This is a genomic window from Streptomyces capitiformicae (assembly GCF_002214185.1).
Lineage (GTDB): Bacteria > Actinomycetota > Actinomycetes > Streptomycetales > Streptomycetaceae > Streptomyces > Streptomyces capitiformicae.
Window position 1 is genome coordinate 284,288 of sequence record NZ_CP022161.1, and the last position, 23,445, is coordinate 307,732.

The 23,445-nt window shown below is 72.4% G+C and carries 12 protein-coding genes; 2 read left to right on the forward strand and 10 right to left on the reverse strand.

What is annotated here, in order from left to right; translation table 11 throughout:
• Window positions 1-19: 19 nt before the first annotated feature.
• On the forward strand, window positions 20-310 hold the full coding sequence (locus CES90_RS01225; RefSeq protein ID WP_189781941.1) for a DUF4396 domain-containing protein: 291 nt from the start codon (window positions 20-22) through the stop codon (window positions 308-310).
• A 92-nt stretch (window positions 311-402) separates the two neighbouring features.
• Here CES90_RS01225 and CES90_RS01230 read toward each other — a convergent pair whose 3' ends face one another.
• Window positions 403-1,491, reverse strand: a complete 1,089-nt coding sequence (locus CES90_RS01230; protein ID WP_189781940.1) for a saccharopine dehydrogenase NADP-binding domain-containing protein — start codon at window positions 1,489-1,491, stop codon at window positions 403-405.
• A 108-nt stretch (window positions 1,492-1,599) separates the two neighbouring features.
• Between CES90_RS01230 and CES90_RS01235 the strand changes: the two genes are divergently transcribed.
• Window positions 1,600-2,526 carry an NAD(P)/FAD-dependent oxidoreductase gene (locus tag CES90_RS01235; protein WP_189781939.1) on the forward strand — a complete coding sequence of 309 codons (927 nt, stop codon included), beginning with the start codon at window positions 1,600-1,602 and terminating at the stop codon, window positions 2,524-2,526.
• Between the two features lie 74 nt (window positions 2,527-2,600).
• On the opposite strand, the gene CES90_RS01240 is transcribed toward CES90_RS01235, so the two are convergent.
• From CES90_RS01240 to CES90_RS01280, 9 genes are read right to left on the reverse strand one after another with little or no spacing between them, the layout of a single operon-like run.
• Window positions 2,601-4,616 (reverse strand): condensation domain-containing protein, encoded by a 2,016-nt coding sequence (locus CES90_RS01240; protein WP_189781938.1) that lies wholly within the window; start codon window positions 4,614-4,616, stop codon window positions 2,601-2,603.
• A complete protein-coding gene (locus CES90_RS01245) occupies window positions 4,613-6,046 on the reverse strand; it encodes a class I SAM-dependent methyltransferase (RefSeq protein ID WP_208921393.1) in 1,434 nt (477 codons plus the stop codon). The genes CES90_RS01240 and CES90_RS01245 overlap by 4 nt, the downstream gene beginning before the upstream one ends.
• Entirely contained in the window at window positions 6,043-7,437 is a 1,395-nt protein-coding gene (locus CES90_RS01250; protein WP_208921394.1) for a methyltransferase domain-containing protein, read from the reverse strand. Before CES90_RS01250 ends, CES90_RS01245 begins: the two co-directional genes overlap by 4 nt.
• The gene (locus CES90_RS01255) at window positions 7,427-9,079 is read right to left on the reverse strand and encodes an ABC transporter ATP-binding protein (RefSeq protein ID WP_189781937.1); all 1,653 of its coding nucleotides are present in this window, start codon (window positions 9,077-9,079) and stop codon (window positions 7,427-7,429) included. Before CES90_RS01255 ends, CES90_RS01250 begins: the two co-directional genes overlap by 11 nt.
• On the reverse strand, window positions 9,076-9,879 hold the full coding sequence (locus tag CES90_RS01260) for an ABC transporter permease (RefSeq protein WP_189781936.1): 804 nt from the start codon (window positions 9,877-9,879) through the stop codon (window positions 9,076-9,078). The genes CES90_RS01255 and CES90_RS01260 overlap by 4 nt, the downstream gene beginning before the upstream one ends.
• Window positions 9,879-10,847, reverse strand: coding sequence for an ABC transporter permease (locus CES90_RS01265; protein WP_189781935.1), 969 nt, complete (start codon window positions 10,845-10,847; stop codon window positions 9,879-9,881). The genes CES90_RS01260 and CES90_RS01265 overlap by 1 nt, the downstream gene beginning before the upstream one ends.
• Window positions 10,844-12,412 carry an ABC transporter substrate-binding protein gene (locus CES90_RS01270; RefSeq protein ID WP_189781934.1) on the reverse strand — a complete coding sequence of 523 codons (1,569 nt, stop codon included), beginning with the start codon at window positions 12,410-12,412 and terminating at the stop codon, window positions 10,844-10,846. The genes CES90_RS01265 and CES90_RS01270 overlap by 4 nt, the downstream gene beginning before the upstream one ends.
• Before the next feature lie 56 nt (window positions 12,413-12,468).
• Window positions 12,469-19,320: a type I polyketide synthase gene (locus CES90_RS01275; RefSeq protein WP_189781933.1), complete on the reverse strand. Its 6,852-nt coding sequence runs from the start codon at window positions 19,318-19,320 to the stop codon at window positions 12,469-12,471.
• Window positions 19,317-23,393: a non-ribosomal peptide synthetase gene (locus CES90_RS01280; RefSeq protein ID WP_189781932.1), complete on the reverse strand. Its 4,077-nt coding sequence runs from the start codon at window positions 23,391-23,393 to the stop codon at window positions 19,317-19,319. Before CES90_RS01280 ends, CES90_RS01275 begins: the two co-directional genes overlap by 4 nt.
• Window positions 23,394-23,445: the final 52 nt, after the last annotated feature.

Consider the following 23,445-nt stretch of genomic DNA (forward strand, 5'->3'; position numbering starts at 1 on the left):
CGAGCCCCTCCGCGGGCCGGTGTCCGGCTACTCGTTCACGCTGTGCGCCGTGCGCCGTGCCAGCCTGGACTTCCAGACCGCGATCAAGGTGGCGATCGCCGCCGACACCGTTTCCATCGCCGTGATGGAGCTGATCGCCAATGCCATCATTCGCCCTCACACAAGGCGCGTTGGACGCTCACCTTTCCGACGGGCTGTTCTGGTCGGCCTTCCTGGGCGGCTTCGCGGCGCCTTCCTGATCACCACGCCCGTGAACGAGTGGATGACCGGCCGTGGCAAGGGCCACGCCGTCGTCCACGCCTACCGCTGACAACCTGCCCGACCCACGCGTCTGGGGCACAGCATGCACCAGCGCCGCCGTGCCGGACGACTACCACGGTGCGGCGAGATGCCGACCCGGGATCACGCCATGTCCAGCTTGGCCACCGGGTCCGTCGCCAGGGCCTGGGCAGTCGACAGCGGGTCGAGCACATCTGCTGCGAAGTGAACACCGGGCTTCACATGGCCGGCGAGGACGTGATGTGCGGCGGTGGCGGACAGAAAGCCGCTGAGTTCGTAGGAGTCCTCGGCGCGGAGAGTGAGGGTGCGGGTGGGCGGCCCCTCGTCCGTGCCGTTCCAGAGGCGGAACTCCTGCCCGTACCAGGAGCCGTGGCGACGTACGTCCGCGTCTGCGGCCTGCACCAGACCCGCCGTTTCCGTGTCGTCCATGGCCCAGGCCATGGCCAGTTCTTCGGCGAGGTGCTCACCGCCGAAGACGGTGTACCAGTGCACCCGGCGGATCCTGGCGGCCTGCGCGAGTCGGGCGGCCTCGGTGGACAGGAAGGGGAAGGCGGTGACCGGCCGAGGGAAGGCGGGGAGCGTCAGGCCGCGCCGTGGTTCAAGGGCCCGGTCGCGGGTCTGTCCGTCCTCCCAGGCCGCGGAGGGGATGCCGTGTTCGGGGCCTCGGGCGAGCAGCACGTCTCCCGCGGCGGCGGGGGTGAGCGCTGCCACGCCGCCGAGGTATCCCTCCAGCCGGACCGGCCGTGCCGCCTGGTCCAGCAGGACGCGCGGCAGGAGCCCGGACAGTCCCGGCAGCGCTCCGGCGGAGAGGACGGCGGTGCGGTTCGCGGCCGCCCACTCATCGGCGCCGCCGCCCTGTGCGCTCAGCCGGGCATGGAGGGGGTCGTCGCCGGCCGCGTCCACGTAGTCCACGCCGTGGCGCAGTGCTGCCCGTGCCACCGTGTCCAGCACACGGTAGGACGGGCCCGCGCAGTTGACGACGAGCCGGCAGCGGGCGAGGAACGAGTCCAGTGACGCGTCCCAGAGGTCGACGGCCTGGACACTGACAGCCGCCCCGGCCGCGTCGAGCGATGCGACGAAGGCTTCGGCACGGGCCGGGTCCCGGCCGGCCACCAGGAGCGGGCCGATACCCGCGCGGTACAGCCGGCGTACTACTGCGGTTCCGACGGCTCCGTAGCCGCCGAGGATGCCGATGGCCGCCGTGGAGTCCATGAGTTCGCCCTTCGTCGTGGAAAGTTACGCCCCATCACATACAAATGAAAACTATTATCATTAAGATGCTGGGCAGTGGACCGTGATCACTCTGGGCAGAGGAGAACGATGTCGTACGACGTAGTCGTGGTCGGTGGGGGCCCCGCCGGTCTCAACGCGGCACTGGTGTCGGGCCGTCAGCGCCGCAACGTGCTGCTCCTGGACAGCGGTGAACCACGCAACGCACCGGCCGCCGAAATGCACATGTTCCTCAGCCGTGACGGCGCGTCCCCGGCCGAACTGCGCCGCATAGGCCGTGAGCAGCTCGCGGCCTACCCGAGCGTGGAGATCCGGGAGGCGCTGGTGGCCACGGCCGCGGCGGAGAAGGCGAACGGGTTCACGCTGACGCTCGCCGACGGCAGCAGGGTGGCGGCTCGCAAATTGATCCTTGCGACCGGGCAGGTCGATGTCCTGGACCAGGTGGAGGGAGTCGGCGAACTCTTCGGCCGGGGTGTCTACCACTGTCCCTTCTGCCACGGCTGGGAGACGCGGGGCATGACGATCGCCGTGCTGGGCCGCGAGCTGCCGCAGGTCATGCAGGCGCTGTACATCGCCGACCGGTTCAGCGACGACGTGGTGGTGTGCACCGACGGGCATCCGGTGCCCGAGCAGGCGGCGGGCAGGCTCGCCGCCGCCGGTATCGCCGTCGACGAGACCCCGGTCTCCCGGATCGAAGGCAAGGAGGGCGAGGTGCGGCTGGTCCTGGAGGACGGACGGGTCCTGGAGCGCCAGGCCGTCTACCACCGGGCCCCCACCAGGCAGCACTCCGCACTCGCCGAGCAACTCGGCTGCGAGATGCTGCCCGACGGCTGCATCCGCGTGAACGAGTTTCAGCGCACCAGCGTGTCCGGCGTCTACGCGGCCGGTGATGCCGCCCGCCTGGAGGCGCTCCCGGACGCGCTCACCTTTGTGATCACAGGGGCCGCCGACGGAGCGCGCGCCGCCGTTTGGCTGGATCAGGAGCTCTTCCGCGAGGACGCGGGGCTCGCCGGCTGACCCGCCCCGCGGCGGGAGCGCCAGGGTGCTCCCGCCGCGGACGGTCGTCCGGCGGCCGCCCTCGCCGCGTGTGGTCATCCCGCGGCGGCCGGTCCGCCGTCACGTACCGCATCGGCGAGACCGGCCACCGTGGGTCGTTCGAGGAAACGGCGCGGCGTCACCCGTCCGACACCCCTGCGGGCCAGTACGCCGAGCATCCGTACCGCCAGCAGCGAATCCCCGCCCAGTGCGAAGAAGTCCGACGCTCTGTCGGTCACCGCGCACTCGAGCATCTCGGCCCACTCCGCCGCGACGGCCAGCTCCAGATCGTCGCGGGGAGGCCCGGGCTCCTCGACGGACACCTCCTGGGCCGACGGGACGGACAGCCGTCCGCCGGGCGCCGTACCGACGGTGTCCGACTGCGGTGCGTCCCATGTGCTGGGGAGTGTGACGGGGGCCGACCATGCCTCCTTCTCCACCAGGGATTCGACGGTGCTCACCACGTCCTGGAACATGCGGTCCACGTCCTCGGCGGCGAAGAGCTCCTCCACCAGCGAGAAGACGATGACGAGTTCGCCGCGCAACTCGAACAGCCGTATTTCCAGGGCGACCTGAGGGGTCCTCAGCTGCTGGTGATGGCTGAGCAGATCGATCCGGCCGAGCGGACCTGCCTCATGGGGGACCTCGCTGCCCAGCGCCGCGTCCACTCCCAGAGTGCTCTGGAAGACCACCGGGGCGACCGGACGCCGGGTGCCACGGCGGCGGCCCAGCTCCCGGGAGACCTCGACCCCGGAGACCAGGTGGTGCGCGAGCGCGTCCGAGACGGCCTGCTGGGCGCTGATCGCCAGATCGGAGAAGACGGGGTTCTCGGGCAGTTCGACCGGCATGAGCATGGTGGACGAGAAGGCTCCCACCAGCCGGGGCACGTCCGGGTGCAGGGGCAGCCGGTTCAGCTGAAGGGTGTTGAGCAGGAAGCGCCGGTGTCCGCAGGCGCGGGCCACGGCGGCGGAGAACACGGCGAACATGGCGGCGGAGGGAGTGACACCGTGCTCGGCGCAGTGGGCGCGCAGCGCGGCCCACCGCCCGGCATCGAGCACGGCCTGCCGCGTGCCCATCAACGTCGGCCGCACATCGGCCGGATCGGCCACAAGAGGCAGCGCCGGAGGCAGCGGGAAGTCGTCTAGGCGGTTCCACCACCAGTCCCGGTCCTCGCGCCACTCCTCGGTGTCGGGCAGGTCGCGCAGGCTCGTGACGTAGTCTCCGAAGTCGACCTCCAGCGGGGCGAGTACGGCGTTGTAGTCGGAGACGAGGGCGAACAGATCCCGGTAGAAGACTCCGGACGACCAGCCGTCGATGATCAGCAGACTGGTGGAGGAGTGCAACCGGGCGCGGTTTCCGGGGAGCAGGGTGAGCCGCATGTCGAGTCCGCAGCCTGCGGCCGGGTCGGGGCCCTCGGTGCTCATCTCCCGCCGGATCTCCGCGAGTGCGGTGGCGATCTCCTCCTCCCCCGCGGTGCTGAGATCGGTCACGCGCAGCCGCGGCATGGCCGCGGGGTCGTCGAGGGGCAGGATCCGCTGCCTGCCGTCGGGGAGGATGCGTGCCCGTAGTACGGACTGGTGTTCCGCGAGCCGCTCCAGCGCGTCCTGGAGTGCTTCGGCGATCTCTTCGTTGTCGATGTCCTCAAGGCCGATGTCCACGTAGTGGTGCGCGGAGCGGTAGGACAGCTCCCAGGCGTCCTGCTGGCCGACGAAGTAGCCCTGTTGGAGCGGCAGAAGGGGGAAGGGCGCGTCCGGATCCTTTCGCCGCTGGAGGTCCAGGGACAGGCTGCGGGGCAGTCCGCCCGCGGTGCCGCGCTCGTGGAGGAGCGCCGCCAGATGTGCCGCGGTGTGTTCGACGCGTACGTCCGACAGGGCGAGGTTCACGCCCAGCCGCTTGCGGATCAGTGCTGCCATGCGCACGGCGAGCACGGAGTCTCCGCCCAGGCTCAGGAAGCTGATGTCGGCTGGGGTCGACGCGGTGTCCGTTTCCAGGACGTCGGCCCAGACACCGCGTACGGACTGCACGAGGTCGTCAAGGGCGTCAGGTGCGGGAACTGGGGGCGAAGAAGTCAACGACTGGCTCCAGACGTGGTGGTGGGCAGAACGCGGTCCACGGCGTGGACGCGTACGGGGCGGGCCGTCTCGGGCAGCTGGGCGAGCGCCCGTGTGACGCGGCCGGGGTCGGGCCTGCCGTGGCCGGGTCGGGCGCGGCCCGCGACGACGTGCTGGCCGAGGGCGGTCAGGGGGTGCCCGTCGGGCGGCAGGACCGGCAGGGGCCGAAATCCGGCCGCGTCCAGCTGCCGCACCCACTCCCCCTCGGTGAGGAAGACCCGGTCCTGACCGGCCCGCAGGTCGGTGAACCAGCCCTCCTCGTCCGCCTGCGGCGACATCAGCAGGTACATCGAGGTGAGTGCCTGGTAGTGCTCCCGGCAGGATTCGACGAGCACCAGCAGGCCGTCCGGCACCAGCAGTTCCCGCAGGGCGGCGAGAGCACAGCCGACGTGGCGCGCGTTGTGCAGGACGTTCGCCGCGAGGATCACATCGTGGGAAGCGGGGGTGAAGCCCTGCGCCGTCGGATCGCGGTTGATGTCGAACAGCGCCTGACGCAGGCCGGGATGGGTGCCGAAGCGGGTACGCGAGGTCTGAAGGAAGAACCGGGACACATCGGTGAACAGATAGTCGACCGGAGTGGAGCCGAGAGCGCTCAGCACCGCTTCCGTGGTGCCGCCCACCCCTGCTCCCGCCTCCAGAACACGCAGCGGCCGACCGCCGATTTCCCTTCTTTCTCGTCGGCGGGCCTCGCGCGCGATCAGGTCGGCGGCGGCGTGGTTGGCCCACCGGCTCGGCACGTTGTCGCGGTAGTTGCCTTCGGCCGTGTCCGTCTCGCCCTCGGGGAAGAGCACTTCCTGCAGGCTCGTGCGGTCCTGGAGCAGGAGGGGGAGCCGGTCGGCCGCGGCGAAGAAGAATCGCGTCATGGACTCCGGGTAGCCCATGCCGCTGCGGGCATCGTCCAGGGTGCGACGGGCATGGGCGTACTCCGCGCGGCTGGGCGCGGTCAGCTCTCGGTAGTGGCCCGTCGTCGGGTCAAGGACGAGTCGGCTCTCCTCGGCCAGGGTGCGCAGCCAGCGCCGTACGATCCAGGCGTGGCGGGGTGCCGTACCCAGCGCCGCCACGACCTCGGCGGCCGTGTGCGGCGCCGCGTCGCGGAAGAGACGGGTGCGGTCCAGCACGCGGGCCATGGTCAACAGCGCGGTCTCGTCCAGCAGGCGCATCAGGGCGGGGAGTTCCGCGAGGTCGGTACCGGTCACGGCGGCGTCGCCGGAGGCGCCGGCGTCGACCACGGCCTGCTCGGCCCAGCCGGTGTCCGTGGCCCGGCCGTCTGTCCGTGCGTCGTCCACCGGACCGGCGACCAGCAGGGTGTCACCCTCGCTGCCCGGCACCCACTGCCAGGCGGTGACCTCGGGCAGTGCGGACAGGACGTCGGCCATATCCGTCACCCTCATCGCGTCTCCCCCGCCGACGCGTCGTCCACCACGATCTTCGGCGGTACCGTGCCGGGTGCGGTACGGCGGACCTGGTCGCGCAGGACTTCCGGCAGTCGGCGCCGTACGAACGCGGGCAGCGGCTCGTGGGCCAGGCGGCCGACCGGTGCCCGAACCGGGCCGTGGGACGCGGCCGTGGCGCAGTCGGCGGGCGCGGCCACGGCGAGCATCCTGGGGTCGCCCGAGTCGAGCAGCACGGCAGCGTCCGTACCGGCCAGTGCCTGTCGCAGGTCGTAGGGGGTGACGGCGTCCGGGGCCGGCACGAGGAGGGCGTTGGGGATGCTGTACAGGATGGCGGGCCCGGGTGTCAGCGCCGCGCGCAGTACCGTCGGCAGCTCCTGGCCCGCGAGCCCCTGCCACGGCAGTCGGCGCACCTCGGACGCGTCCAGGAGGCCGGCGGCGGGGCCGACATGCAGGACGAGGTCGTAGCGGTACCGGGTGAGTTCTGTGTCCTCGGCCATCGTGCGGGCATGGACGCTCATCCGGACGGTACGGGGCTGGGCGGCCAGGATCTCGCGTACGGCTTCTGGAGCGAACGACAGTTCCTCGTCCCCCGCCACGGCCGAGGCGACCCGCGCGGCGATATCCGCGTCGGCCGCTTCGGGGTCGCGCGCCCTCTCGACCCGGTCGAAATGGTCTTCGAGCAGTCCAGAGTGGCGGATGTCGCCGACGATCACCGTGCCGCCGTCCTCGACTGCGGCCACCGCGTGATGCAGGAACGCCGTCAGGTATACGAGGTTGGGGAAGCACTGGGTGACGGAGTTCAGCAGGACGCAGTCGGGACGGACGCCGGGGCCGAACACCCGGTCCATCGCCTGCCGGACCGCGGGCGCCTGAGCCTCATGGGCGGCCGCTCGCACAAAGGCGGTACGGGGCAGTCCGGCGGCGTGCAGCCGGGCGACCGCCACCTCGGTCACGTCGGTGCCGACATAGCCGTCCAGCCGCGCATGCAGTCTGTGGGCCAACAGGCCCGTACCGCAACCGAGTTCGAGCAGTCGACGGGGCCGCTGGGAGAGGACGAGGTCGACTGTGCGGTCGACCCAGTCCCGCATATGGGCGGCCGGCAGCGGCTTTCCGGTGTCGGAGGAGCGCCAGCCGGACAGGTCCAGGTCGTCGGCGTGCCGGCCCTCACCCGTCTCGTACACCCACTCGTACACCTCCGCCCAGTGCGCGAGGTGCTCGCGGACCAGGGGGCCTGGTGCGGGAAGCACGGCTGTCGCGCTCGGATGGGGGGTGACCAGCAGGACTCCGTCGGGTGCGGGGCGTGCGTCAGCCACCCAGGGGTGGTCGGCGATCAGAGCGGTGATCTGCGATGCGTCGGTGGTGGTGTCGGTGGTCGCTTCATCGGACAACGGGAGGCTCCGTTCGTTCGGTGCTGGGTCGCGCGGGCGCGGCGGGCGAGTGGGCGGAAGGAACAGGCGAGCCGAGGGAAGCAGGGGGAATCGCGAGGAGGCGGCCGTCCCGCATCTCCAGCACGTCGTCCGCGCGTGCCGCCACGGCCGGGTCGTGGGTGACAGCCAGGATCGCGATCCCTGTCTCGCGAATTCGATCCAGCAGGTCGAGCACGGATCGGCCGGTGTCGGCGTCGAGGGAAGCGGTGGGTTCGTCGAGCAGCAGTACGTCGGGGCGCGCGGCCAGGGCCCTGGCGAGAACGACCCGCTGACGCTGGCCGCCGGAGAGCATGTGCGGACGACGTGCCGCACTACCGGGGGGCAGCCCAACGGCCGTCAGCACCGCCTGGGCCTCGGCCAGGGCAGCGGCCCGGTCCTGGCCGTGCAGCACGGTCAGCGGTCGGGACACGGCCCGGCCCACGCGCTGGGCGGGGTTGAGTTCGTCGACGGCGCTCTGTCCGGCGAGCTGCACGGCGCGGAGCTGGTCCCGGCTGCGGTGCCGGGTGGAGTTCGGCAACGGTGTGCCGTGCAGCAGCAGCGTCCCGGCGGCCGCGGGGCGGCGGCCCACGAGTGCGTGCAGCAACGTCGTCTTGCCGGCGCCCGAGGTGCCGACCACGGCGGTCGCGCTTCCGGCGGGCAGGTCGAGATCGCCGTCCTCCAGCAGCACCGTCCCATCAGGGGTGGTCAGCAGCAGGCCCCGGGCCGACAGGGCCATGGCCTGCCGGGGCGCTGCGGTGACATGGGGCGCCCGTTGCCGCTCGACGCTCTTGGCCTCGGAAGGTGCCTGGGTGTGGGAGCCGTCTCCTACGAGAGGCGAGGATGCGGCCACAGGATCGCCGCGGTCGGCATGCGGCAGTGTGGGAAGCACCCCCGGTCCAGACCGGCCGGCTTCCGACGGCGTGCGGGGCACACCGGCCGTTGGGGCCGGTGCAACGCGGACGGTCACGTCCGCCAGTTCGCCGAAGAGGCGCTCATCGTGGGTCACCAGGACCACGCAGCGGCCTGGTGAGCCGCGCCGGGCCGCGACGGCCCGCCTCACCAGGGCCGCCGTGGCCGGGTCCATGGCCGATGTCGGCTCGTCGAGGACGAGGAGAGCCGGGTCCGCGGCGAGCGCGCGGGCCAGCGCCACCCGCTGGGCCTGGCCACCGGAGAGTTCGCCCGCGCGGCGGGAAACGATCTCGGGCGGCAGGCCCAGGAGGTCGAGTTGCTCAGCGACGCGTGCCGCTCGGGCACCGCGGTCGCCGACGAGGTCCTCGCCGATCAGGCGTCCGACGCGCCACAGTGGATGCAACGCGGCGCCGGGGTCCTGGCCCAGCAGGCCGCACCGGATACGGCGCCATGTGCGGGCGGGGTGGCCCTGCTTCAGGAGCGTGCCCTGCCAGCGCACGGTTCCGGCGGACCGGCGCAACCCCGCCGGGAGGGTGTCGAGGAGAGCGTGCAGCAGAGTGGTCTTGCCTGCCCCCGAGGACCCGGTGATGACGACGACCTGTCCGGATGCGGCGCGCAGATCGGTCGGCGGCAGGACGAGGGCACTGTCCGCCGCCCGGTGCACGGTCAGCCCGTCCGCCGCGAGCAGCGGTGACTCGCGCTCTGGGGTGGTCATGGGCTTCCGTCCCTTCCCGGCCCTGCCCGGTGTGCCGCGGCGGCCAGGGCCCAGGCACAGCCGGCCAGCAGCACGGCGGGCGCCAGCAGCGCCACGGGGTTGAGCGCGGCACCTGGAAGGTTCTCGCTCAGCATCAGCGCCCAGTCGGGTTCCGGCGGCTGGGGCCCGAGCCCGAGTACGGCGAGCGCGGCGGCGATCTGCAGTGCCGTCACCAGCCGGAGTCCGGCGTCGGCCGTCACCAGGCCGCGCAGTGCGGGCAGCACCTCTCGGGCGAGGACGGACGGTACCGTCTCGCCCCGCTCCAAGGCGGCGTGCACATGGCCGCTGGTGCGCAGCCGGGCCGATTCGCCGGCCACCACACGGGCGGTGAGCGGCGTGCCACTGAGCACGGACGCCACCACGACCGCCGTCCCGCCCGGTAGTGCGACGGCCAGCACCAGGGCGAGGACGAGGGCGGGGACCGCCAAGAGCAGGTCGCACAGCCAGGCCACCGCGCGGGCGGTGCGCCCGCCTGCCCACCCGGCGGCCAGGCCGAGCCCGGTGCCGCAGCTCACGGCCACCACCGCGGCGAGCAGCGAGATGGTCAGCAGCTCGGTGCCCCCGTGCAGCACCCGCGACAGCACGTCGCGTCCGAGGCCGTCCGTCCCCAGAGGAGCCGCCGAGCCCGGCGGTGACCAGGGTGAGCCGATCTGCTGTTCCGGGTCGTGCGGGGCGGCGTATCGCCCCAGCAGTACCAGGAGCGCGACGGCCCCTGCTGTGACCGGGGCAGCGGCAACCGGGCCGGTCGTGAAGGAGCGCATCAGGCTCGCCCTCCGACAGCCGCCGCGACGGCTGGACCGCTGCCGTGATCGGTGGAGCCGCTCCGCCCAGAGTGGAGCACGGCCAGGCGGTCGGCGACGAGCATGCACAGCAGCAGGACGACGACGGGGGGCAACGCGGCGGCCTGCACCACGGGTACGTCGCGCACGGCGACCGCGGACACCAGCAGGCTGCCGGTGCCGGGGTAGCCGAACATCGTCTCCACCAGAGCCGTGCCGGCCATCAGTCCGCCGGCCACCAGAGCGGTCACCCGCAGCGCCGGAATCAGCAGGAAGGCCAGGACGTGCCGGGCCAGCACGAGAGCCGGCGGCACGCCGCGCGTGCGGGCGTCGCTCACATGGGGCCGGCGCAGGGTGTCGACGAGCGTTCCGCGGAGCAGCGCGGTGGCGTACGCCGCCGAGGGAAGCGCCAGAGTGACGCCGGGCAGCACCAGCGCCTGGGGCGCGTCGAACGGCGAACCGCCGGGCGGCAGCAGGGACACGGCCGGCAGCCAGCCCAGGATCCCGGCGAAGACCGTGCCGAGTACGGCCGCGTAAACGGACTGCGGTACGGCGGCAAGGCCGGTCGCGAGGGCGCCACCGTGGCCGCCGCGCAGAAACGCGACGGTCAGGGCGGCCGCTGTGAGCAGCACGGTGACGGCCAGCGCGAAGACGACGAGGGCGGCCGTGGCGGGAAGCCGCTCGGCGAACAGGCCGGTCACGGTGCGGCCGCTCACCAGGGACCGTCCGAGATCGCCGCGGACCGCACCGTACAGCCAGTCGATATAGCGGACCGCGGCCGGCCGGTCGAGGCCGAGCCGGTCGCGTTCGTCCGCGATGTCCTGCTCGGAGGCCCGTCCCGCGCGCCGGAGGTCGCCCGCGTCGCCGGGCAGCAGCTCGGTGGCGGTGAAGACGACAGCCGTCGCCGCCACGGTGAGCAGGACCGGCCGCAGAAACGGGCGGAGGGTCACTTCGCCATCCACACCTGGTCGATGAACATCCGCTGGAAACCGGGCCCGTCGGGCAGTCCGGTCACGCCGCGGGCCGCAAGGTCCAGCCCGTCGCCGGTGCCCCACACGACGTAGCCGCCGTCCTTCCACAGGTCCCGCTGGATGTCGGCGAGCAGGGTGTTGCGCCGGTCGGCGTCGAGCGTTCCCATGGCCCGGGTGAAGCCGGTGTCGAACTTCTTGTTCTTCCAGGCGGTTTCGTTGGTCGGGGAGGTGGAGAGCAGGCCGACCCGCGCCAGGTCGGGGAAGGAGATGCCGCCGTAGTAGCCGGTGTAGAACGTCTTCTTGGCGTACACGGCGGTCCAGTAGGTGTCGGCCGGTTCGACCTTGACGTTGGCCTTCACGCCGATCTCGGACAGCTGCCGCGCGTACAGGGTGGCCGCGGTGTCCATGCCGGGGTACGCGGTCGTGGTGTGCAGGGTGATGGTCAACCCGTCGGCGTGACCCGCTTGTTGGAGCAGTTCTTTGGCCTTCGCGACATCGCGGACGCGCTGCGGCAGATCGCCGGGGTAGGAGGGGTCGTACGGGGTGGGCAGGTCGTTGGCGATCTGCCCGTAGCCGAGGAAGACCGTGTCCACGAGGGCCTTGCGGTCCGTGGCCAGACGGAACGCCTCTCGGACCCGCGGATCGTCGAAGGGCTTGGTGTCCATCCGCATGATGAACGGATACTCGGTGACGCCCTTGCGTCGTACGACCTGGAGGCCGCCGCTGTTTCCCGCGCTCTTGACGGCGGCGGGGCTCACGCTTCCGGCGACGTCGGCCTGCCCCGAGGTGACGGCGTTGGCTCGGGCCTGGGGGTCGGCGATGGCCTGGATCTCTATACGGTCCAGATGCGGGCGCGAGCCCCACCAGCGGTCGTTGCGGACCAGTACGGCCGTCTGTGCCCCGGAGGTCCGCACCTTGAAGGGACCTGAGCCGGGGACCGTCTTCGAGAAGTCCTTCGTGCCCTCGGGGACGATGAAGCTGACGGATTCCAGGGCCTTGGCCGCCTGAGCCATGGGCGCGCGGGTGGCCAGGACCACGGTGTGGTCGCCGTCGGCGCTGGACGCCTTCATGTCGAAGTCGGCGAGCCGGCCGTAGTTCTCGGCGGACTTGTCCGCGATGCGCCGCAGGGAGTAAAGCACGTCGGCGGCTCGCACCGGGCGGCCGTCGGTGAACTGCGCGTCGTCCCGGAGCGTGAACGTCCAGCGGTTCATGGCCTTGTTCGGTTTCCAGGAGACGGCCAGTCGTGGCTTGGGCTCGCCGTCCTTGCCGGGGACGGTCAGCACGTCGTAGGCGAGGGCGAAGCGCAGCAGGTCGGATTCGTTGCCGAGGCCGCCGTGCGGGTCGTTGCTCGCCGTGGCGGGCGAACCGGTCACGGCGTAGCGGAGGGTTCCGCCGTCGACGGGCTTGCCCGTGGGCGCGGCGGCGTCACCGGGGCTGTCGGACGACGAGCATCCGGTCAACAGCAGGGCCCCGGCCACGGTGAGGAGAGCGCGCCGGGTCGCAGGAATGGATTGGTGTGCGCGCGAGGGCGCGTTGAGTCTCATCGTTCGTTTCGTGCTTTCCCTGTGAGGAGGCGGATGTCCGACGCGGCCGGCCCGGCTCAGCTGGTCTCGGGCGGCCCGGCGGATACGGCGGCGAGCGCCCGGTCGGTCAGTGCGGCGATCCGGGCTGCCGCCGGACCGGTCAGCAGCGAGTAGTGGTGTCCGTCGACGCCCACCTCGTCGACGGGGCCGGACACATGGGGCAGCCAGCCCAGGCAGGCGAGGTCGGGGGCGTCGTCGACTCCCATGCCCACTCCGGCGTTGCTCGGGGACGGCCGGGTGGCACGGAACAGCAGCAACCGGGTGTCGGGGTCGGCGAGCCGACCCGCCTTGTGATCGCCCAGGGCACGGAGGTGGCGTTCGAAGACCCCCAGGCGTACCTCGGCGGTCTCCCGGGGGCCGACCAGGCCGGCCTCACGCAGCCGTGCGGCCACCACGGACCGGGCAGCCGGGGACGGCGTACGGAGCAGCTGGACGGCTTCGTCCGCACCGAGGCCGAGGTCCATGTCGAGAAACGCCTCCAGCGACCGCAGATACCGCACGGCGGCGATCGTCGCGTCCTCGTCGGGGCCCGCTCCGCCGAGCGGCGTGATGCGGTCCGGCACATTCGAGTCGATCATCAGGAGGAGATCGGTTCGCTCTCCCCGACGCTCCAGTTCGCAGGCCATGGCATGGGCGAGCGTGCCGCCCATGGACCAGCCGCCCAGGAGGTAGGGGCCGTTCGCCTGGTACGGGCGCAGGGCCGCCAGGTACTGGTCGGCCAGACCGGCGATGTCCTCGGCTGCCGTGCCCCCGGTCAGTGCCGGATCGGCGAGCGCCACGACGCGCCGCCCGTCCATGAGCAGCCTGGCCAGTTCGCCGTAGCACAGCACGTCGCCACCGGAGGGGTGGACCAGGAACAGCGGCCGGTCGGTGTTGCCGTCGCGCAGGAGCAGTGCGGTGTCGAGGTCATCGGGGCTGTTGAGGAAAGCGGGGCCGGTCGGCTGCCGCCTCGGCGGCTGCGTCGCCGCGCGATGTTCCAGGGCGGCGGGCGCCTGTCGCCCGCCTGGTTCCGCACCCGCCGACCGCCGAGCGTCGGCTTCCCAGGCGGCAGGGCTCTGAGCCAGGTGGCGTATGCGTGCGACGTACGAGGTGAACGCCCTGTCCGCCTCGTCGGTGGGCAACTCGCTTTCCAGGACGTCCCACTGGAGCAGCAGCGCGCCGTGCTGTTCGAGCACCTGATGGTCCAGCCAGGTCTGCGGTGTACTGCTCACCCCGTACACCGGAGTGCCGGCCCAGTCCAGGTCGTGGCCTCCGCCGAGCGGCCCGGACAGGCCCAGCGCGCTGGTGAACACGACGGGCACGGATTCGGTGTGCCCGGTGCGGGTGGACTTCTCGGCGAGCAACTCCAAGGCGGAGAACTCCCGGTGGTCCAGATCCTCGAAGAGCGAACGCTGTGCACGGGTGGCCGCATCGGCGAAGGAGGTGTCGTGCGACCGGTCCACCGTGTGGAGCATCAGAGAGGTGAAGTCCCCGACGACCTCGTCCGCGCCGGGCAGATCGGACGGCCGGTCGAACAGGGTGAGCGTGAGGGCGAACCTGTCCTGACCCGACCAGTCGGCGAGAGCGTCCCCATAGGCGGCGAGCAGGACGGCGGTCGGTGTGAGGCCGCGCCGGGCCGCCTCGGCCTTGAGTGACGCCCAGTCGTCCGGTTCGAGCCGTGCGCTGCGGCGTCCGAAGCGGGGACGGGTATCGGCCTCCGGGGCGCGCAGTGGCAGCGCGGGCGCACCGGGCAGGCTGTCGATCCGCGCCCGCCAGTAGGCCGCGGCGCGGGCGCGTTCCGGGGAGTCGGCGCGCTGCTCCAGCGCGGCCACGCACTCGGCGAACGTGGTGCGTACCGGTGGGAGCTGGAGCTCCGGGTCCCGGTACAGGGCGCACAGTTCACGGTCCCAGATCAGGTAACTGGCGGTGTCGCACACGAGGACGTCCACGTTGACGAACAGGCGCACGACGTCGCCGGGCAGGCGGGCCGCCCTGATGTCGACCAGTGGCCAGCGCCCGGGACGCGGCTCCCGGCGGACGAGGCGGGTACGGATCTGTTCGAGCTTTTGGACACGCTCTTCCTCGCCCAGCCCGCTCAGGTCCTGGACGCGGATGCGGTAGCGGGGCACCCGGTCCAGTACCCGGTTGCGTCCCTCGGGGGAGATGACCGCGCGGAGCATGGGGTGTCGGGCGATCACCCGGTTCCATGCCTCCTCGTAGCGTGCGGTGTCCAGGCCTGGGCAGTCGTATTCCAGGTGGAACGAGCACGGCACGTCGCCGAGACGGTAGCCTCCCGAGCCGCCGACCCAGTAGGCGTGCTGCACCCGGGTGAGCGGGAACTCGCTCACGGCACCGGTCGGTTGCCTCGGCGCGGTGCGGGTTTCGGTCTCCGGTGGTACGGCCGGTGTTTCCGGCTCATCGCCGCCGGGGTCTGCCGCTCCGCCGGGCGCGGATATCAGGGGGGCGAGGGCCGCGACCGTGGGACGCGTCAGCAGGTCCTGAAGGCGTAGTTCGGCTCCCCGTTCGTCGCGCAGCCTGGCCAGCATGCGGGTGGCCAGCAAGGAATGACCGCCGAGGGCGAAGAAGTCGGCGTCGCGGTCGGTCACGGGGAAGCCGAGCAGTTCGGACCACAGAGCGGCGAGCACTTCTTCGGCGGCGCCCCGGGGCGCGGATCCTGCCTGCTGCGAGGTGCCGCCCGATGCCTCCCGGCCCGGTGCGACGGTCGGGACGTCTGCGGTACGGCCGGCCAGATCGGCCGGAGACACCGCCAGGGACGCGGGGGCGCGGCCCTCTTCGGCGAGGCTGAGCAGCCGGTCCACGGAGCGCATTCCGTCCCGCAGACCGATCGAATGGCGTGAGGCGACCACCCGTTCGGTGCCGCCGGGGCCTATCCGCCAGCCGTCCCAGGCCACGCTGGTCCAGCGCTCGCCGGAGCCCTTCCGTTCGGCGTCCTCCCGTTCGGCCAAGGCATCGAGAAAGCGGTTGGCCGCGGCGTACGGGGCCAGTCCCAGGCCGCCGACGAAGGTGGTGGCCGACGACATCAGCAGAACGTTCGCGGGGCGCAGGTCGTCAGGCAGCCCGCGCAGGGCGGACCGCAGCGCCATCGCCGCCGACACCTTGGCCCGTGCGTGCGCTCGTACGGTCTCCTCCTCCACGGCACGCAGCGGGGCCACCGCGGCCGAGGCCACGACACCGGCCGCGTGCACCACCAGGTCGAGTGGCCCGTACTGCTGTGACACGGTCCGCAGAAGGGCGGCCGTGGCGTCGGGGTCCGCCGCGTCGACGGCCCGTACGTCCAGTTCGACGCCGTCCTCGCGCAGCCGCCGTACGGCCCCGGCCCGCTCGGCCTGCGGGGTTCCCGGTACCGGGTCGGAGGGCAGTCCGTCGCGGCCGGTGACGATGACTCGCCAGCCGTTGCGTACGAGATGAGCGGAGAGGGCCATGCCGACGTCGCCGAGTCCGCCGATCACGACGGCGGTTCCGCCGGGCCGCGCCCGTTCGGATGCCGTGGGGTGCCAGGGCGTGACGCCGCGGACCCAGCGGTGTCCGCCGCGGTATGCGGCCTCCACACCGCTCGGCTCGCCGTGAGCGAGGGCAGCTGCCTCCACGCACACTTTCCGGGCGTCCTCGCCGCGTGCCGGTCCGGCCGGGAGGTCGAGGGTACGCCAGCGCAGTCCTGGAAATTCCTGGGCGAGGACGCGGGGCACGGCCAGCGATGCGGCGCCCTCCGGTATCGGACGGTCGCCGCTTTCCACGTGGTGCGCGCCCACACTGACGTGGAGCAGGCGGGCGCTGCCGGCCCAGGGGGCGGCGGCTCGCGCAAGCCGCGCGTACCGCAGCACCGATTCGGTGACTCGGTCGGCCGGATCGGCGGACGCCTCCTCGTGGGCCCGGTCGTCCGTGTGCTCGCCGTCCTCGTCATGCGTGTCGACGAGGACCAGGCCCACACAGGGCAGTGACGGTTCGGCGGCTGCCTGCGCGAGGGTGACGGGCCGGGCACCGGCGGCGGCGAGCTCCTCGCGGACCTTGCTCAGCAGCGGTGAGTCCGGGTCGCCTTCGACGAGCCAGCGGCCCTCCAGTCGCTCGGGTGCGTCGACGGGCGGCGTCCGGTGCCACACCGGCACCTGGAACGGCTCCTCCTCGTCGGGTTCGGCGGCGATCGCGTACGGCATGGGCGTGTGGCCGGGCCGTACGTCGTCGGGCTCGTCGATCCACAGGCGCCGCCGGTCGAAGGGCAGACCGGGCAAGGCGATCCGGCGCCGGCCGGGCCGGTGGAGGGCCTCGGGGGCGAGCCGAATGCCGTGGGTCCACAGTTCGCCCGCGGTTGTGAGCAGGGCGGCCCGTGCTCCACGGCGCTCGTCGCGCCCCGGCACGGTGGGCAGGGTGGCGACGACGTTCGCCGCCCCGTGCTGGCGGACGAGCTGCAACAGGCCGCTGCCGGGACCCGCTTGGACCACGATCGCCGGTCCCGTGCCGAGCGCGGTGGTCAGGGCGTCGGAGAACCTGACGACGGACCGCAGATGGGGCACCCAGTGCTCGGGCCCGGGCGGGGTCAGCAGCAGCTGTCCGGTGAGCGTCGTGGCGAGCGGCACGGCCGGGACCGTGGGTACGGTCGCCTCGGCGGCGGCGCGCAGCGCGGGCAGCACCGGATCGACCAGCCGCGAGTGGGCGGCCGCGTCCAGGTGCAGCCGTGCGGTGTGGACGCTCTCGGCGGCCAGCCGGCGCTCGAGTGCGGTCACCGCCTCGGCGGGTCCGGAGACCACGCAGGACCGTGGCGCGTTCACCGCGGCCAGGTCCAGGTCCGGATGGTCGCCGAGCAGCTTCACGACCTGGTCCTCGGGCAGGGCGACGGTCAGCATCGCGCCTCCGCCCGCGGTGCGGGACATGCCGCGGGAGCGCACGTCGACCAGGGTGACGGCATCCGCCAGCCGGAGGGCTCCGGAGGCGACGGCGGCCGCGTATTCGCCGAGGCTGTGGCCGATGAGCGCGTCCGCCTCGATGCCCCAGGAGAGCAGCGTGCGCGCCGTGGCGAGCGAAACGGTGAACAGTGCCGGGAGCCCGTTCACGGGATCCCGCAGCAGCTTCCCGGCATCCTCGTCCGAGGGATCCGCGGCCAGGAGTGGGACAAGACCAGGGCCGGTGCCGTCGCCATGCCCGTCGAAGAGCTTGGCACACTCCTCGACCGTGCGGGCGAACTCCGGCTCCTCGGTGAGGAGTTCACGCCCCATACCCGGGTACTGGGCGCCGCCGCCGGGGAAGGCGAAGACGATTCTCGGCCGCGTGGGCGGGACGGCGCGCCGAGACGCGGAGGCGAGGGCCCGGTGGGTGTCGCCGGGCGTCTCACCGAGCACCGCGGCGGCCCGGTGGGCCTGTTCGCCGCGGCCGGTGTGCAGGGTGTATGCGGCGTCGGCGGTATCGACGTCCGGCTGGTCCAGGGCAGTGGCCGTGGCGCCGGTCAAACGTTCCAGAGCGTCGTCGCGGTGCGCGGACAGCAGGACCAGCTGGGGACGGTGGTCGGCGGGGGCCATGGTGCGCTGTGGCGCACTCCCCAGCACCACGTGGCAATTCGTGCCGCCGATACCGAAGGAGCTGACGCCCGCGTAGCGAGGTCCCGCCCATGAGTCGGCATGGTGCGGCACGGTGAACGGGGAGTTCTCCAGTTCGAGATCGGGGTTCAGGGGCAGGGCACCGAGGGAGGGGGGAAGCACGCCGTGGTGCAGCGCGAGCACGGTCTTGGCGAAGCCGGCGATGCCGGCCGCCGAGTTGGCGTGCCCGATGTTGCTCTTGACGGAGCCGAGGGCGCACCACGCGGGACCGTTCTCGCCGAAGACCCTCTTCAGGGCCGCGAGTTCGACCACGTCGCCGAGTCGGGTGGCGGTTCCGTGGGCCTCGACGTAACTGATCGTCCTCGGTGTGACGCCGGCGAGGGCGAGGGCTTCGGAGATCGCGCGTGCCTGTCCGCGCGGGGACGGCGCCGTGAAACCGGTGCGGTCCCCACCGTCGTTGTTCACCGCGGACCCGTGCAGGACGGCGAGGACCGGGTCGCCGTCGGCGAGGGCGTCCGCCAGGCGGCGCAGTACGGCGACGCCCACCCCCTGGCTGTGCACGATGCCGGTGCCCTCCGCGGAGAACGGGCGCACTCGCCCGTCGGCCGAGAAGATTCCGTCGGGGACATGGAGGTAGCCCCTGCCCTGCGGGACGATCAGCGAGGAGCCGCCGGCCAGGGCGGTGTCGCACTCCCCCGCCAGCAGGGACTGCGCCGCCAGATGGATCGCCACGAGCGAGGTGGAGCAGGCGGTGCCGACCGAGATCGCCGGTCCGGTGAGGGCCAGCCGATGGGCGACGTGCAACGGCAGGTAGTCGCCGACGCCCGAGATCGCCGCTTGGAGACTGCCCACCGGGTCGGCGGCGGAGTCGGCGTAGCGGCGGGCGAGGTGACGCGTCAGGTAGTCGCTGTGGGCCGCACCGGCGAAGACTCCCACGGCACCTGCCCCGACGCCCGATCCGTGCCCGGCCCGTTCCAGCGCCCGCCAGCACGCCTCCAGGAACAGTCTCTGCTGAGGATCCATCAGGGCGGCCTCGGCATCGGTGAGCCCGAACGGCTCCGGGTCGAACAGGTCTTGGCCGTCGATCAGTCCACTCACCGGCACATGCGCCGGGTTGCGCCGCAGCCGGGCCGGCAGACCGCTCTCGGCCAGCTCCTGCTCCGTCTGCCGGGTCAGCCCGCTGCGTCCAGCCGCGAGCAGGTCCCAGAAGGACTCGGTGTCCGGGGCGCCCGGGAAACGGCAGTCGAGGGCGGTGACGGCGATCAGTTCGTCGTCTCCCCGGTCCACCGCCCGCGACGGGTAACTCTGTTCGGACGGACAGCTCTGTTCAGGGGACTGGGTCATCCGGCGGTCTCCCGGGCAAGGGCACGCGCGGCGACCCGCGAGGCCCGGCGTGTCTGGGTTACGAGGTCGGCGGTACCGGTGTCCGAGGGCGCCGTGTGACGCGGGCCGCCCCCCGCCGGGGCCTCAACGGTCCCAGGCTGCGCACCAGGCGTCCGGCGGTGCAATTCGCTGATCCGCGCGGCGAGCGAGCCGACGTCGGCGTGCGCGAACATGTCGCCCAGCGCCAGTCGCGGGGCGATGCCCTGGCAGAGCCGGCGATGTGCCAGGACCAGGGTGAGTGAGGTCGCGCCCAGGGCGGCGAAGGTGCTGTCCGCCTGGACCGGGGATCCGGTGAGATCCGCGAAGACGGACGTGACGTCGTCGAGCACGGCCTGGTCCCGCACCGGGTCGGCATGATGCGCGACAGGCGGGACGGAGACGGTGGCGTCCCGCACGGGGTCGGCCGGGGCGATGGAGGCCGTGGCGCCCGGAGAAGGGACCGGTCCGGCGACTGCCGTGCCCGGGGCAGCCGGACGCTGGACGATCTCGGCCAGTCCCCCGGCGGCGATCCGTGGCTCGAGGCGGGACGACCCGGGCAGTTGCCGCACCCGTCGCAGCCAGTACGCGGTCGCCTCCAGGGCCTGGTCGGGGGGAAGCACGCCGGGCCTGAGGACGATCGCGGCCTCGAGCCCGAGCGCGGCGGCCTCGTCGAGCGCGATGGCGGCCCACTCGGTACCGGCCTCCTCCGACGGCACGTCTGCCGCGGATCTCGGCTCGGCGGCGACCGCGGGTTCCGCGGTCTCGGGCCGCCCGGCGCTGCGAACCTCCTGCCCGCGATACGGGCTCGGGAGGGCCGCATGGTCGATCTTGCCGTTGGCGGTGACCGGCAGCTGGTCCAGGACGACGAACCGGCTGGGGATCATGTACTCGGGCAGCCGCTCTCGCAGCGCGGCCGCCAAGTCCTCGGGAGACGGAGCCTGGGCGGTTCCCTTCGGTGACAGATGGGCGACGAGCCGCGGCCGCCCGTCAGGTCCCCGCACGGACGAGGCGACGCACTGCCGCACGCCGGGATGCCGGCTCAGCACCGACTCGATCTCACCCAGCTCGATGCGATGCCCCCGGATCTTCACCTGCCGGTCGGCGCGGCCGAGGAATTCAATAGTCCCGTCCACCGTCCACCTGCCCAGGTCGCCGGTGCGATAGAGACGCTGCCCGAGGACCGGGTGGATCGCGAAGCGTTCGGCGGTCTGGACGGAATCGCCGGCGTAGCCGCGGGCCAGCCCGTCACCGCCGATGAACAGTTCACCGGCCTCACCGACCGGGCACGGGGCACCCTGCTCGTCCAGGACGTGGAAGGACTGGCCGCGCAGGGCCCGGCCGTAGGGGATGCTGCGCCAGTTCGGGTCGGTGTTCTCCACGGGGTAGGTGATGGACCAGATCGACGCCTCGGTGGCGCCGCCCAGGCTCATGAACTCGGCCTGCGGGGCGAGTCTGCGCAGCCGCTCGGGCAGAGTCAGGGGGATCCAGTCGCCGGACAGCATCACCAGGCGCAGGCTGCGCAGGGCCTCGGCGGCCGCTTCCGGTTCCAGCTCCGCGTACTCGACCAGCATCTCCAGCAGGGCTGGGGCGGTGTTCCACACGGTGACGCCGTGACGTCCCGCCTGCTCCAGCCAGTGCTGCGGGTCACGCTGCCGGGCGGGGTCGGGGAGTACCAGGGAGCCGCCGGCGCCCAGGACTCCGTAGATGTCGAAGACCGAGAGGTCGAAACTGAGGGCGGACAGGGCGAGTACGCGGTCGTCGGCGCCGATGCCGAACCGGTCCACGATGTCGTCGATGGTGGTGCGGGCCGCGCGGTGCTGGATCTCGACACCCTTCGGGCTGCCCGTGGAGCCGGAGGTGAAGATCGTGTAGGCGAGGTCGTCCGGGCTCGGCGTCTTGGCGGCCACGAGGTCGTCGGAGGCGGCACGGCGTGCGGGCCTGCCCGTGGCGGTCAGGCGATGCACGGTGACACCCGGCGGCCAGGCGATCTTCACCCCGCGGCCGACCAGCGCGTGCCGGACACCGGCCCGTTCGCAGACGGCGGCGACCCGGGCGTCGGGCCACGTGGGCTCGATGGGCAGGTAGCCCGCCCCGGCGGCGCTGACCCCGAGGACTGCCGTGATCTGCGCGACGCCCTTCTCGCAGGCCACGGCCACGAGATCACCGGGCCCGGCCTGATGGGCGGTCAGGAGCGCGGCCGTGGCGGCGGCGTTCTCCGCGAGCCGGCCGTGCGTGACGGCACCGGAGGCCCCGTGCAGGGCGGGTCGCTGCGAGTACCGTCGGGCGGCTTCCTGCACCGGCGCGTGCAGCAGAGGGCCCGCGTCGGGGAAGGGCGCGACGTCGAGGGGCTCCTCGGGACGGAAGGTCGGGTCCCAGCCCAGTGCCGGGTCCCGCCATGCGGCGCTCTCCGCCAGTCTGCTCAGCAGCCGGACATGGGCGTCGAGCAGCGCCTGTACGTAACCGGCCGGGAACGCGCCGTCGACCCAGTCCCAGGCGAGCCGGAGCCGGCCGCCCTCGTCCCACACGATGTGGTCCAGGAGAACCTGAGGAGTCTGGGAGATGCCGTAGACCTCTTCGCCGATCCACGCGGCGGGCGGCTCGTCGTCACCGCAGAGGCCCACCCCACTGGTGAACACCACCGGGTAACGGGGAGCGGGGGCGGTGTCGGAGCTCCGTGCGGGGACGTGGTCCCTGAGCACCTCCACCCCGGAGACGGAACGGTGGTCCAGGTCTTCCCAGAAACATCGGTTGACCTCCGCGGCGTAGCCCGCGAACCCTTCCCAGCGGCCGGGTTTGAAGGGAGGTGTGCCCACGAGGGCGGTCGTGGTGAAGTCGCCCACCGCGTCAGCCGCCTCACCCGATGTCTCGGGCCGGTCGAACAGGGTGGTGTTGAGGCATATTCGGTCACCGGCTCCCCAGCGGCCCAGCAGGGCGGCGAAGGCGGCGAGCAGGGTGGCGGTCGGCGTGACGCCGAATTCCGCGCTGCGGGCACGGACGGCGGCCCACGTCGGCGCGTCGAGGGCCGCAGCACTCCGGACGAACCGGGGAGGCGTGGTGTCCTCCGCCTCGCGCAGCACAGGAAGGCGCGGGGCATCGGGGAGTCGGGGAGCGCGCTCGGACCAGTAGGCACGGTCGCGTGCCCGCCGTGCGGACCATTCCGGATCGGTCGTACGGGCCCGCTGCATGTGCGCGAAGTCCGTTTCCGGAACCGGCAGTTGCGCGGTGGGATCCGTGACGAGCCGACCCCACTGACGCATCAGGAGCATCCAGCCCGCGAGATCGGTGATGAGCACGTCCACGCCGATGTGAAGCCGTGTCCTGCCGTCCGGCAGCAGCGCCGCGTGGATGTCGAAGAGCGGCCAGGTTCCGGTCGGCCTCACCTGGTGCGAGCGCTCGTGGCGAAGGCGGGACAGTGAGAGGTCGGCGTCGTCCGGGGAGGCGTTCCGCAGGTCGGTGGTGCCGATCCGGTAGGGCCCGACATCGGCGAGGATCCGCTGCCGTCCGCGTTCGTCCACGGTCATACGGAGCATCGGGTGGTGCTCGATCAGCCGGTTCCAGGCTGCTTCGAGGCGCCCGAGATCCGCGAGGGGGTCCCCGGCGACGCGGTCGTACTCGTAGTAGTAGAAGGTGGCCACCCCTCCGAGGGGCAGCCCTTCCTGCCGGCCGACGAAGTACGACGCCTGAATGGGCGTCAGGGGGAAGGGCCCGCCGTCGTCCTGCGGACTTCCGGTGAAGGCGGGGGCCTGCGTGCCGCCCGGCGCTGCTTGCTCCTCCGGTCTCCCAGCCTGTTCTTGAGCAGGTGCCTCCCGCACTTCGGCGGCGAGCCGGTTCGCGATGTCCTGAGCCGTGGCGCCGTTGAGGAAGGTCGTGAGGGGAAGATCGGCATCGGTGCGCTCGCGGATCCGGCGCCGCAGCCGCACAGCGGTGAACGACTCGAGTCCCAGAGCCGACAAGGGTGTGTCCGGCGTGATCAAGTCGCTCTGTATGCCGAGGACTTCGCCGATACATTCGATGGTGCTTGCGAGGGTGTCTTCGGCAGGGACGAGCTGACTCATCCGGCCTCCGCTCCGTGGAAAATATGGACGGTGTGATGGGTCATTACGAACA